Annotated in this window: 8 protein-coding genes; 2 read left to right on the top strand and 6 right to left on the bottom strand. The window is 68.5% G+C overall.

Annotated features, from left to right (window positions below):
• Nucleotides 1-20: 20 nt before the first annotated feature.
• The 6 genes from ABTZ59_RS05010 to ABTZ59_RS05035 form a co-directional block, all read right to left on the bottom strand.
• Nucleotides 21-1,625 (bottom strand): glycoside hydrolase family 13 protein, encoded by a 1,605-nt coding sequence (locus ABTZ59_RS05010; protein WP_351390710.1) that lies wholly within the window; start codon nucleotides 1,623-1,625, stop codon nucleotides 21-23.
• Between the two features lie 39 nt (nucleotides 1,626-1,664).
• Entirely contained in the window at nucleotides 1,665-2,600 is a 936-nt protein-coding gene (locus ABTZ59_RS05015; protein WP_351390715.1) for a carbohydrate ABC transporter permease, read from the bottom strand.
• A gap of 16 nt (nucleotides 2,601-2,616) precedes the next feature.
• Nucleotides 2,617-3,573, bottom strand: coding sequence for a carbohydrate ABC transporter permease (locus tag ABTZ59_RS05020; protein ID WP_351390718.1), 957 nt, complete (start codon nucleotides 3,571-3,573; stop codon nucleotides 2,617-2,619).
• A gap of 7 nt (nucleotides 3,574-3,580) precedes the next feature.
• Nucleotides 3,581-4,930, bottom strand: coding sequence for an ABC transporter substrate-binding protein (locus ABTZ59_RS05025; RefSeq protein WP_351390722.1), 1,350 nt, complete (start codon nucleotides 4,928-4,930; stop codon nucleotides 3,581-3,583).
• 227 nt (nucleotides 4,931-5,157) lie between these two features.
• Complete coding sequence (locus tag ABTZ59_RS05030; protein WP_351390725.1) at nucleotides 5,158-6,168, bottom strand: LacI family DNA-binding transcriptional regulator; 1,011 nt, start codon at nucleotides 6,166-6,168, stop codon at nucleotides 5,158-5,160.
• Between the two features lie 139 nt (nucleotides 6,169-6,307).
• Nucleotides 6,308-10,597, bottom strand: coding sequence for a galactose-binding domain-containing protein (locus ABTZ59_RS05035; RefSeq protein WP_351390728.1), 4,290 nt, complete (start codon nucleotides 10,595-10,597; stop codon nucleotides 6,308-6,310).
• Nucleotides 10,598-10,917: 320 nt separating this feature from the next.
• Here ABTZ59_RS05035 and ABTZ59_RS05040 point away from each other — a divergent pair, with 320 nt between their 5' ends.
• Nucleotides 10,918-12,627, top strand: coding sequence for a sensor histidine kinase (locus ABTZ59_RS05040; RefSeq protein WP_351390730.1), 1,710 nt, complete (start codon nucleotides 10,918-10,920; stop codon nucleotides 12,625-12,627).
• Nucleotides 12,624-13,301: a DUF7342 family protein gene (locus tag ABTZ59_RS05045; RefSeq protein WP_351390733.1), complete on the top strand. Its 678-nt coding sequence runs from the start codon at nucleotides 12,624-12,626 to the stop codon at nucleotides 13,299-13,301. Before ABTZ59_RS05040 ends, ABTZ59_RS05045 begins: the two co-directional genes overlap by 4 nt.
• Nucleotides 13,302-13,383: the final 82 nt, after the last annotated feature.

The following is a 13,383-nucleotide window of genomic DNA, read 5'->3' on the forward strand; positions in this document are numbered from 1 at the left end:
GGACCTGCCCGTCCGGTGGCTCAGCTCCGCAGCCAGGCCGCCGTGTCCCGCGGGAGGCGCCCGCCGTCCAGCGGGCCGCTGGTGAGCAGGACACGTGTGTGGGCGGGGAGTTCCGCCGGTTCCTCCGCGAGGTTGACGACACAGACCAGACCGTCGGTGCGGGCGAAGGACAGCACCCCGGCGTCGGCCTCCAGCCAGCTCATCGGCCCGTCCCCGAAGCCCGGTTCCGTACGGCGCAGCCGCAGAGCCTCGCGGTAGAGGGTGAGCATCGACGCCGGATCGGCCCCCTGGAGATCCGCGGCGTACGAGCCCCATGACTCCGGCTGCGGCAGCCATGGTTCGGTCTCCGAGCCGAACCCCGCGTAGGGCGCGTCCGCCGTCCAGGGCAGCGGTACCCGGCAGCCGTCGCGCCCCGGGTCCGTGCCGCCGGAGCGGAAGTGCATCGGGTCCTGGATCCGGTCGCGCGGGATCTCCACCTCGGGCAGCCCCAGTTCCTCGCCCTGGTAGAGATAGACGGCGCCGGGGAGCGCCAGCGAGAGCAGCGCGGCGGCGCGCGCCCTGCGGGTGCCGAGTTCGGTGTCCGTCGGGGTGCCGAAGGCCTTGGCCGCGAAGTCGAAGCCGCTGGACTCCCGTCCGTACCGGGTGACCGTGCGGGTCACATCGTGGTTGCAGAGCACCCAGGTGGCCGGGGCGCCGACGGGCGCGTGCTCGGCGACGGTCTCGTCGATCGCGGTCCGCAGCAGGTCCGCGTCCCAGGGGCAGGCCAGGAAGTTGAAGTTGAACGCCGTGTGCAGTTCGTCCGGGCGCAGATAGCGCACGAACCGCTCGGTGTCGGGCAGCCAGACCTCGCCGACGAAGACGGCGTCGTACTCATCGGCGATGGAGCGCCAGGAGCGGTAGATGTCGTGCAGTTCGTCGAGGTCGACATAGGGATGCGGGTCGCGGCCCGCGGTGAAGTCAGGCAGCGCCGGGTCCTTGGCGAGCAGCGCGGCCGAGTCGATCCGTACGCCGGCGACGCCCCGGTCGAACCAGAAGCGCAGCACGTCCTCGTGCTCCCGGCGCACCGCGGGATGGGCCCAGTTGAGGTCGGGCTGCTCGGAGGCGAAGAGATGCAGATACCACTCGCCGTCGTCCAGCCGGGTCCAGGGGGTGCCGCCGAATTCGGAGATCCAGTCGTTGGGCGGGATCTCACCGTTCGCGCCGCGCCCGGGTCTGAAGTGGAACAGCTCGCGCTCGGGGCTGCCGGAGCCGGCGGCCAGCGCGGCCTTGAACCAGGCGTGCTGGTCGGAGACATGGTTGGGGACGACGTCGATGATCGTACGGATCCCCAGTTCCCGGGCCTCGGCGATGAGCTTCTCGGCCTCGGCGAGGGTGCCGAAGGCGGGGTCGATGGAGCGGTAGTCCGCGACGTCGTAGCCACCGTCGGCGAGCGGGGAGAGGTACCAGGGGGTGAACCAGATGGCGTCCACCCCGAGTCGCACGAGATACGGCAGCCTCGCCCGTACGCCCGCGAGATCTCCGGTGCCGTCCGCGTCACCGTCGGCGAAGCTGCGTACGTAGATCTGGTAAATGGCGGCGTCGCGCCACCAATTCGTGTCGGCGGGCACCAGAGGGCTGCCTTCCATACGACTTCCTTTCACGATGTTGGGCCCTGGGGGTCCTGGTCAGCCCTTGGTGCTGCCGGTGCTGATACCGGCGATGATGTGGCGCTGGAACACCAGGAACATCAGGACCATCGGGATACTGGCGATCACCATGGCGGCGATGAGTACCGACAGCGGGATGTTCTGCGACAGCTGGACCAGCGCGACGCTGATGGGTTGTTTGTCGGTGTCCGAGAAGACCATCAGCGGCCAGAGGAAGTCCTGCCACACGGCGACCAGCGCGAAGATGGAGACCACGCCGAGCACCGGCCGTGACATGGGCAGCAGGATCGACCAGAGGGTACGGAGCTTTCCCGCACCGTCGATCTCCGCCGCCTCCAGCACGTCGCGCGGGATCTGGTCGAAGAAGCGCTTCAGCAGATAGAGGTTGAACGCGTTGGCCACAGCCGGCAGCCAGATCCCCAGCGGGTCGTTGAGCAGGCTGGTGTGGATCAGCGGCAGATCGGCGATGGTCAGGTACTTCGGTACGAGCAGCGCCTGGGCGGGGACCATCAGGGTGGCGAGGATGCCGCCCAGGATCACCTTCCCGAACGCCGGCTTCAGCTTGGACAGGGCGTAGGCCGCCGCCGTACAGAAGACGATCTGGAGGATCCAGGCTCCGGCGGCCTGGACCACGGTGTTCCACAGATGCGTGGGGAGCTGCATCATGTCCCAGGCATCGGTGTACGCGCTGAGATGCCAGGCGTCGGGGATCAGCGTCGGCGGCGTGCGCACCAGTTCGTCCGGCGACTTCATGGCCCCGGAGGCCATCCAGTACACCGGGAACAGGAAGGCCAGGACGAACGCGAGGACGACCCCGCAGAAGACGATCCAGTAGAGCGTCCTGCCGCGGGTGCTCGCGAGCGCGAGGGGCGAGACGAGGGTGCGTACGGCCGGGGTGCGTACAGCGGGGGTGCGTACAGCGGGGGTGCGTACGGCCGAGGTACGTCGGATCATGCGCCGCGCTCCTCTCTCAGTCGTCGGTGCGGGTGAGCCGCAGATAGAGGGCGGAGAAGAGGCTGAGCACGATCAGCAGCATCACGCTCAGGGCGCAGGCCCCGCCGAAGTCGTTGTAGAGAAAGGCGTACTTGTAGATGAGATAGAGGATCGTGACGGTGGAGTTCTCCGGCCCGCCGCCGGTGATCACAAAGGGCTCCGTGAACACCTGCATCGTCGCGATGATCTGGAGCAGCATCAGCATCAGGATGATGAAGCGGGTCTGCGGGACGGTCACATGGCGCACGCGCTGCCAGATGTTGGCGCCGTCCAGCTCGGCCGCCTCGTACAGCTCCCCCGGGATCCCCTGGAGCGCGGCGAGATAGATCAGGACCGTGCCGCCCATGTTCGCCCAGGTCGCGACGATGACGAGGGAGAGGAGCGCGGTGTCCGCGCCGTTGGTCCAGTTCGAGGTGGGCAGATGGAGAAAGCGCAGCGCCTCGTTGGCGAGACCCGCGCCCGGATCGTAGAACCACTTCCACAGCAGGGCGCTGACCACCGGCGGGATCATCACCGGGAGATAGACGACCACGCGGAAGAACGCCTTGGCGTGGCGCAGTTCATTGAGGACGAGCGCCATCACGAACGGGACCGCGAACCCGATCAGCAGGGCGAGCAGGGTGAAGGTGAGGGTGTTGCGCCAGGCCGCCCCGAACTCGGGGTCGTCGAAGACATGGGTGAAGTTGGCGGTCCCCACCCATTCCGGAGCCGACCCGGGGGTGTACTTCTGGAAGGCGATGATCACCGCGCGGATCGCCGGGTACCAGGAGAACAGCGCGAAGCAGACGAGGCCGCCGATCAGGAACGCGTAGGCGCGCGCCTGATGGGACAGCTTGCGGCGGAGGTGTCCCGCGGCGGCGCGGCCCGCCGGGCGCGGCCCCGGAGCGGCGGGCGGCGCGGCGGCGGACCGGTGGGGGGCCTGGGCAGTCTTCATCGACGCGTCAGCCTCGCGCCAGGATTCCGTCGATCTTGGACTGCGCGTCCTTGAGGAGACCGTCGATGTCGGCGTCCTTCTTGGTGAGGACCGAGGAGACCGCTCCGTCGAGGACCGAGTAGATCTGCTGGGCCTTCGGGGGCTCCAGCTTCGCGGTGAGCTGCTGGCTGCCGTCCAGGAACGCCTGGTAGTTCTCGACCGGGACGTTGGCGTACTGCTTCTTCAGCTCCTGGTCCTTGGCGTCCGTGGCGCCGCTCCACAGCCGGGGCTCGGGGAGTCCGACCGGGGCCTTCAGATCGGCCGCGCGCTTCCAGTTGTTGAGCCCGGTGCCGGGGGCGTTCGTCTGGAACTCCAGCCACTTCAGGCCGGCCCTGATCTGCTCGGGGGAGGCCTTCTTGTTGAACATGTAGCCGTCGCCGCCGATGAGCGTGCCCTTGCCGCCGGGCATCGGGGCGAGCGCGAGGTCCTCGTACTTGCCGCCCTTCTCCTTGACCAGGATCGGCACGTTGTCCGGCGCGGAGATGTACATACCGAGCTTGCCTGAGCCCATCATCTGCTGGACGTCGTTGAGGATCAGGAGCTGCTTGGTCCCCATGGAGTTGTCGGTCCAGCGCATGTCCTTGAGGTTCTGCAGGACGGCCTTGCCCTCGGGGGTGTCGACGCTCCCCTTCTTGCCGTCCGTCGTGACGACGTCGCCGCCCTGCGAGTAGATCTCGGCGGTGAAGTGCCAGCCGCCCTGGTTCTGCGCGCTGTAGTCGGCGTATCCCACATAGCCCTCGCCGAGCTCCGCGATCTTCTTGGCGGCGGCGCGGACCTCTTCCCAGCTGGCCGGCGGCTTGTTGGGGTCGAGACCGGCCTGCTGGAAGAGCTTCTTGTTGTAGAGGAGGCCCATCGAGTAGTTCGTGCGCGGGACGCCGTAGACCTTGCCGTCGACGGTGTAGACATCACGCAGCGACTGCTGGATGTCGCTGTACCCCTTCATCTCCTTGACGTACGAGGTGATGTCCGCCGCCTGGTTGATGTCCACGACGTGCTTGGCGTCCGTGAAGTACGTGTAGAAGACGTCCTCCATCTGACCGCCCGCGAGCTTCGCGTCGAAGGTCTTCGGGTCCTGGCAGGGGAAGGCGTCGCGCCCGACGACGTCGATGTCCGGGTTCGCCTTCTCGAACGTCTTGATGTCGTCCTCGAAGTTCTGCCGGTCGATCTTGGCGCTCTTCGGCGGCATGCAGTTCACGGTGATGCTCGTCTTGCCACTGGCGGTGTCCTCGCCGTCCGAGCCGCACGCGGCCAGACCAGTGAGGGCGAGCGCGGAGGCTATGGCTGCGGTGCAGGTGCGGCGGAACCCGGAACGTCTCATCGGTGGGACCCCTCTTGGGCAGGCGCGTGGGAAACCCACAGCTGCTCGCTGTGTGGCGGCGCTCACTCAACCACCAACTACGGATGTCCGCAATATGTCGCCCCGATTTCGCAAATACTTGACAGTTGGTGCGCATGTCCGGTCATCTGTATGCGGAAGGGCCCGGCAACACGGCGGGCCCCGCACGCCGTTCGCGTGCGGGGCCCGGATCCAGGCGTGTTCGCCGGTCAGCCGCGCGGGGCCTGCGCCGTGGAACCGCGTACCACCAGTTCCGGCTCGAACAGGAGCTCACCCGGCGGCACCGCGCCGCCCTGGATCTGGGCGCTCAGCATTTCCACGGCCGCCCGCCCCATGGCCTCGATGGGCTGCCGGACGGTGGTCAGCGGAGGCTCGGTGCAGTTCATGAAAGCGGAGTCGTCGAAGCCGACGACGGACACCTCGCGCGGTACGTCGAGACCGCGCCTGCGGGCGGCCCGTACCGCGCCCAGCGCCAGCGGGTCACTCGCGCAGATGATGCCCGTGACACCGCGGTCCAGCAGCCGCGACGCCGCCGCGTGCCCGCCCTCCAGCGAGAACATGGCCCGCTCGACGCACTCGTCGGGCAGCTTCACCCGGGCGGCCTTCGCCGCCGCCAGCGCCGCGGCGAGCTTGCGCCGGGAGGGCACATGGTCGGCCGGACCGAGTACGAGACCGATGCGCTCGTGGCCGAGCGAGGCGAGATGGCGATAGGCCTGCTCGACCGCCACCGCGTCGTCGCAGGAGATACAGGGGAAGTCGAGGTTCTCGATGGGCGCGTTGATCAGGACGACCGGGATCTTGCGCTCGGCGAGCAGCCGGTAGTGGTCGTGCGGGGCGTCGGCCTGCGCGAACAGCCCGCCGGCGAAGACCACCCCGGACACCTGCTGCTGAAGCAGCAGTTCCACATAGTCCGCCTCGGAGACGCCGCCCTTGGTCTGGGTGCAGAGCACCGGCGTCAGACCTTGCTGCGCCAGGGCTCCGCCGATCACTTCCGCGAACGCCGGGAAGATGGGGTTCTGCAACTCCGGAAGCACCAGACCGACGAGTCGGGCGCGCTCGCCGCGCAGCTGCGTCGGCCGCTCGTAACCCAGGACGTCCAGCGCGGTCAGCACCGACTGGCGCGTGGCCTCCGAGACCCCGGGCTTGCCATTGAGCACCCGGCTGACCGTGGCCTCACTGACCCCAACCTTCTTCGCCACCTGAGCAAGTCGTCGCGTCATACACGCAAGACTATCGCAAGGTATGCAAGCTACTTGCTTGAGAGCGTAATTCGAGCGTAAAGGGGCCGGTAAGCGAGGTGCCGACCGGAAGCGACCGGTCGGCACCACACTACGGCCCATCGGGGCCCCGAGACCCCTCCTACGGGTTGATATTGATCTTGAAGTTGGGCGTGGTGTTCTTCACGTCCACGGCGTTGTTGTTGAGCGTCAGACCGTTGAAGGTGACCTCACCGACGGCCGGACCCTGACCCGCCTCCGGCATCTCGTTGGCCCACAGTCCGAAGCCGGACTTGGCGTCGAACGCGTCACCGCTCTTGCGGGCCCCGGAGATCGAGATGTCGCTGAGGATGGTGTCCTTGATCGGGAACTGCGGCTGACCCCCCACATAGTTGGTCTGGAACATGATCCCGCTGTAGGTCGGATCGACGATGTCGACATTGTTGATCCGGATCCCCTGGAAGACCTTGGACGCCGAGAACAGCCAGATCCCCGGGAAGGTCTGCGCTCCCCAGAAGTGGCCGCCGGCCCGGACGATCGACACGTTCTCGATCGTCGTCGGATCGGTCCCGAAGCCGTTCATCGGATAGCCGAAGTCCAGCGAGCTGACCGTGATGCCCGAGTACACGAGCGTGTCCGCGATATGGATGTTGCGGAAGGTGTTGTTGTAGCCGCCGTACACGGCCACCCCCGCGGCCCGCCAGGTGAGGGTCGAGGTCAGGTTCTCGTAGAGGTTGTTCTTCATGTCCGCGCCCCCGGCGTCGATCGCCGAGAACAGCGCGAAGCTGTCGTCGCCCGTGGCCCGCGCGTCGTTGTTGACGACATGGTTGTCCGTGCTGCCGTTGGTCATGTTGATGCCATCGGCGAACATGTTGCGGATCCGGGAGTTCTTGATCGTGATGCTGTCCGTGTTGGCGCCCCAGTAGAGGCAGACCATGTGCTCGTTCCAGATGTTGTCGATCACGATGTCGGAGACATTCGAGAAGTCGAACACCTTGCCGGGACCGTCGATACGCGAGGTGTAGTTGCCGAAGTACGCGAAGCCGGTGAAGGACGAGCCCTTCGCCGCGGCTTCCGCGCGGAAGCCGACATCGGTGTTCGTCTGCGTCGCCGGGGCGTAGAACCGGGTGAACCAGGGGCCCGCGCCGACGACCTTCACCGGCTTCCCGTACACCTGGAACTTGCTGGACGTCTGGTAGTCACCGGGCGGCAGATAGACACCGACCAGCTTCCCCGTGGTGTCCATCCGGACCCGGTCCAGGGCGTTCTGCACGTCCTGGTGGGTGAATCCGGCCGGGACGGTGTACGTGGCCGGATCCGGGTTGGCGATCTGCGTGACCTGCTCCAGGTTGATGAAGTCGATCGCGTACGTGGTGGTGTTGGCCGCGTCCTTCTGGAGCCTGATCTTGCTGCCCGCCGGGACGGTCTTGCCCAGCATCAGGTTCGCCTCGTCGTAGATGTGCCGGGGGGCGCCGGAGCCCGGCGAGTTGCCGGGGCCGGCCTCCGCTCCGTACAGCCACGCGTACTTCGAGGTGAGGTCGATCGCCTTGAGGAACGTGCCGTCGACATAGACGTTCAGGGTGGAGTCGATGCCACCGCCCCCCGCCGAGTCCGGTATCGAGAACCGCGTGACCAGCGTGTTCGTGCTGGCCCTGGTGGTGAACTCGACATAGTTGCCGGTGTTGTTGAGCGTGACGGCCTTACGGCCCGACGCCTCGCCCGCCACATCACCGATGGTCCTGTTCGGGCCGACGACCTGGGCGCCGCCGCCCGTGGTGGCGTCCTCCGCCTCGTACATGTCGTACGGCATGTTGGCGCCGCGCCCGACGAACAGCGGCTGGGTGCTGGTGTTGTTCGCGCGCTTGACCGGCAGTTCGTTGGCGTCGTCGGCGAGTACCACCTTCACCGAGTACGAGCCGTTGGCCGCGGCCCAGGTGCCGAGGCCCACCGGCGCGGTGGTCGCCCCGGCCGCGATGGTGCCGTTGTACGCGCCCGTCAGGGTCTTGACCGTGGCGCCCTTGGAGTCGAGCAGGGAGAGCGTGATGCCATGGGCGCCGGCCGCGGAGGCCACCGTGCCCTGGTTCTTGATCGCCACCGAGAAGGTGACGGTGTCCCCGGCCGAGGGCGAGGACGGTGAGGTGGAGACGGTCGCGGCGACCAGGTCCGAGCTGGAGACCGGCCTCACCACCAGCGCGGTGGGGCTGGTGTAGGAGTTGTTGGTCTCGTTCTGCTCGATGACCGCGTTGGCCGGGTCGGCGACCGCGCCGAGCTGGTACGAACCGGCGTCACGCGGGCCGATGTTCGCCGTGACGGTGGCCGAGGCTCCGGCCGCCAGGGCGCCCACCGAAGCGCTGCCCGCCTTGCTCCCGCCGAGCTGGAAATCGACCGTGCTGGCCGGCGCGGCGACCGCTCCGGCGTTGCGTACGGTCGCCGACAGGGTGATCGGGTCGGACTCGACCGGCGCGGCGGGGGCCGCGCTGACCGCCGTGACCTGGAGGTCGGGGTTGGGCGCCGGGTCGCCGAGCACCTGGAACTCCGCCACCTGTCCCGCGCCCGCGCCGGTGTTGGAGGTGAACTTCAGCTGGACGTCGGCGACGCGCGCGCTGACCGGGATGGTCACCGCGTTGCCGGTCGCCGGGCTGAACGCGTAGTCCTTGGCGGCCACCAGGCTGGTGAGGCCCGACGCGCTCTGCTCACGCCCCAGTACCTGGATGTTCTGGGTCCGCGGTCCCCAGCTGCTGTCCGGATTGAGCTTGACGACCACGCTCTGGGTGTCGGCGTTGGCGCCCAGTTTCACGGTGAGCGTGTTGGGGTAGCTGCCGCCCGCCCCCTCCCAGTAGGTGGTGACGCTGTTGTCGTTGGCGTTCTCCGCGACGAAGGTGTGGATCACCGAGGACGCGCTGATGGGCTTGCCGACGGCGAGGTTCGACGCCGAGCCGCTGCTGCCGTTCCTGGTGACCGTGTTGCTGTTGCCGGACCGGTTGCCCGCCGCGTCCCTGGCCCGTACGTAGTACGAGACGGTCGTCCCCGCGGGCTGGGTGTCCGTGTACGTGGTGACATCGCCGGCCACGGTCTGGCGCAGCACGTTGTTGGCGTAGATCTCGTACCCCGTCACGCCCGTGTTGTCCGTCGAGGCGCCCCAGGTCAGCTTGACCTGACCGGAGGACGGCTCGGTGAAGGCGAGGTTGGCGGGGACGGTGGGCGCCTGGGTGTCACCGGTGTCGCCCTGGCGGGTGACGGTGTTGCTGTTGCCCGAGATATTTCCGGCCGCGTCCTTGGCCCGTACGTAGTACGCGACGGTCGTACCGGTGGGCTGGGTGTCGGTGAACGTCGTGACATCGCCGGCGACGCTGGTGCGCAGCTCGTTGTTGGCGTAGATGTCGTAGCCGGTCACGCCCGTGTTGTCGGTGGACGCCTTCCAGGTCAGCTTGATCTGACCGGTGGCCGGTTCGGTGTAGGCCAGCTCCGTGGGCGCGGTGGGCGCCTGCGTGTCACCGGTCTCGGGACCGTAGATCTCCAGCTCGGAGAGCTGACCGCCGGGCTGGACGGTATTGGCGGTGATCAGCACGCGGACATAGCGCGTGGTGACGGCGTCGAAGGGGATCGTCACCGCCTGGCCGCCCGCGGCGTTGAAGGTGTACGCCTTGGACGCCGTCAGATCCGAGAAGGTGGAGTTGTTCTCGCTCCCCTGGATCTTCAGCGTCTGGTCCCTGGCGCCCCAGCCGTCCGGCAGCTTCAGCACGACCTGGTTGACGCGGACCGAGGAGCCGAGATCGGCCTGGATCCACTGCGGGAAGGCGTTGTTCCTGCTCTCCCAGTAGCTGGCCTTGTTGCCGTCATTGGCGTTGCCCGGCGCGTAGACCTCGGTGAAGCTGCTCGCGGTGAGCGTCCTGCCGAGGGCGAGATTGACCGACGCGGCGGCGGCGGTGTGCACCTCAAGCTCGGAGAGCTGCGCCTTCTTCCCCGCCGTGTTGCCCGTGATGTTCGCCCGTACGAAGCGTGCCTTGGTGGCCGGGAAGGACACGGTGACCTTGTTGCCCGCCCCCTTGCTGAAGGTGTACGTGGCGGAGGACTTCAGCGTCGAGAAGCTCGTGCCGTCCGCGCTGCCCTGGAGGGAGAGCGTCTGCTTCCGGGACTCCCACCCCGCGGGGAGCTTCAGCACCACCTGGTCGACGCGCTTGCTCGACCCCAGGTCCGACTGCACCCACTGGGGGAACTTCTTGCCGTCGCCCTCCCAGTACGTGGACTGATCCCCGTCGGTCACGTTCCGGGCGGTCCCGTCGCCCGATGTCGTGCTCGCCGCCGCGGTCCGCCCCGCGGCGATATTGGGACCATCGGCCGCCGCAGCGGTCATCGACGGCCAGCCGATCATCAAAAGACTGGTGGCTATGGCGGCGGAGAGGACCCGCCATCTCCGGCGTAGCGATCTCATGGATCCCCGATCTTCGGCCTCGGCGCGGGGGCGACGAGGGCGCGGCTCTGGCTGCGTACCTGTAGGACAGGCGTTTCTGCACTGCTGAACAGAGTCTTTTGCGTTTAGCGGTCAGAGAGTTGCAGAGAAATGCGAGGTCGTCCACCGCCCGGACAGAACCAAATCCCCAGGTTCCTCAGCCGGGTTGGCCGCCAATGCGTCACCCACACCGGTTTCCAGGCGCTCAGCAGGTAACCGTAAGCACACCGCAAATCTTGCAAGCTATTTGCGTCAATGTGGAAGTTTCGGAAAGAGCGTCCGGCCCTCTACCGTTCGTCCATATGAACGCCGCACTGAGCACCGCGGGCAGACGACGGCGATTCGGCTGGCCACGCCGGGTCTTCTCGCAGGTGCTGTTGATGCAGCTCGCCATCGCCGCGGGCGTCACCGTGCTGGCCACGGGGCTCTTTCTCGCGCCCTTCAGCGCGGAACTGGACGACCAGGCGATGCGCCGCGCGCTGGCGATCGCCGAGACGACGGCCTCCACCGAGGTGGCCGCCGACCTCGTGGCCACCGACCCCACGGCCGGTGGCCCCGTACAGGCCGAGGCCGAGCGCATCAGACAGTCCACCGGCGCCGAATATGTGGTGGTCATGGACACACGCGGGGTGCGCTGGTCGCACACCGACCTCGACCAGATCGGCAGGGTGGTCTCCACCGATCCCAGCGACGCGCTCGCGGGCAAGGAGGTCATGGAGCTGGACAGCGGCACGCTCGGCCGGTCCGCGCGGGGCAAGGCGCCGCTGCGGGACGAGAGCGGGCGGATCGTCGGGGCCGTCTCGGTCGGAATCGCGTACGACAGCGTCCGCGACCGGTTCCTGGCCGCCATCCCCGGGCTGCTCGCGTACGCGGGCGGCGCGCTGGCCGCCGGGGCGCTCGCCGCCTATCTGATCTCCAGACGTCTCCAGCGGCAGACCCATGACCTGGCCTTCTCCGATATCTCGGCGCTGCTCACCGAGCGCGAGGCCATGCTGCACAGCCTGCGGGAAGGCGTGGTCGCGCTGGACGGGACCGGCAGGATCCGGCTGATCAACGACGAGGCGCAGCGGCTGCTGGGGCTCGGCCCCGACGCCATCGGACGGCCGCTGGAGGTTGTGCTCGGTGCGGGACGCACCACCGAGGTGCTGGCGGGGCGGGTGGTGGGCGAGGATCTGCTGGCCGTCCAGGGCAGCCGCGTTCTGGTCGCCAACCGGATGTCCACCGACGACGGAGGCGCCGTGGTGACCCTCCGCGACCGAACGGAGCTGGAGCGGCTCGGCCGGGAGCTGGACGCCACCAAGGGGCTGATCGACGCCCTGCGCGCCCAGGACCACGAACACGCGAACCGGATGCATACGCTGTTGGGGTTGCTGGAGCTGGAGATGCACGAGGAGGCGGTGGAGTTCGTCACCGAGGTCGTCGGAGTGCACCGGGCCACCGCCGAGCAGATCACCGAGCGGATCCACGATCCGCTGCCGGCCGCGCTGCTGGTCGGCAAGGCCACGGTCGCGGCGGAGCGTGGCGTCTCGCTGCGGCTCTCCCCCGGCACGCTGCTGCCGGACCGGCTGATCGATCCGCAGGGTCTCGTCACGGTCGTCGGCAACCTCGTCGACAACGCGCTCGACGCGGCGGCCGGCTCCGAGGACCCGCGGATCGAGGTGGAGCTGCGCGCCGAAGGCCGTACGGTCGTTCTCGTGATCTCCGACAGCGGCCCCGGTGTCTCGTCCGACCAGCGTGAACTGGTCTTCTCCGAGGGCTGGTCGACCAAGGAACCACCGGCTCACGGCAAACGCGGCCTCGGGCTCGCCCTGGTGCGCAGACTCGCCGAGCGGCAGGGCGGAAGCGCGCGGGTCGGCGCGGGGGCGCACGGCGGCGCTCAGTTCACGGTCGTCCTGCCGGAGGCGCTGACGGAGGCGGAACCCGGCGGGAGCATGGAGCGCGACGGGGCCACCGGCGGCGGGGAGTCACCCGGAGCGGCCCGCGAGCAGGCCACGGCAGGGGAGACGCGATGATCGACGTACTGGTCGTGGACGACGACGTCCGGGTCGCGCAGATCAATACGGCCTATGTGGCCAAGGTCGCGGGCTTCCGGGTGGTGGCCCAGGCCCACACCGCGGCCGAGGCGCTGGGCCGGATCGCCGAACACCCCGTCGATCTCATCCTGCTCGACCACTACCTCCCGGACGAGAACGGGCTCACCGTGGTGCGGGAGTTGCGGCGGCTCGGCCATCAGACCGACGTGATCATGGTGACGGCGGCGCGCGATGTCGCCACCGTCCAGTCCGCGATGCGCCACGGCGCGCTCCAGTACCTGGTCAAACCATTCAACTTCGCCGGGCTACGGGCCAAGCTGGAGGCGTACGCGACGCTGCGCCGCACCCTGGAGGGCGGCGGCGAGGCGGAACAGTCGGAGGTGGACCGGATGTTCGGGGCCCTCTCCGCCGCGAGCGCCCCCGCCCTCCCCAAGGGCCACTCCCCCACCACCGCCGAGGTGGTGCGCAAAGTGCTGATGGGCGCCGACGGACCGCTCTCCGCGCAGGAGATCGCGGAGCGCGCGGGGATGAGCCGGCAGACCGCGCAGCGCTATCTCAAGCTGCTGGAGCGGGCCGGGCGGGTACGGCTCACGCTGCGGTACGGGGAGACAGGGCGCCCGGAGCACCGCTACGCCTGGGCGTCGAGCGGCTGACGAGTCCGTTTCCCGGCCCGTGTCCCCGGCCTGAGCCGCCCGTACCGCACCAGTCGGCCGCGTGCGAGAAGAGTGGACGGAG

The organism is Streptomyces sp. NPDC094034 (genome assembly GCF_040303865.1).
GTDB lineage: Bacteria > Actinomycetota > Actinomycetes > Streptomycetales > Streptomycetaceae > Streptomyces.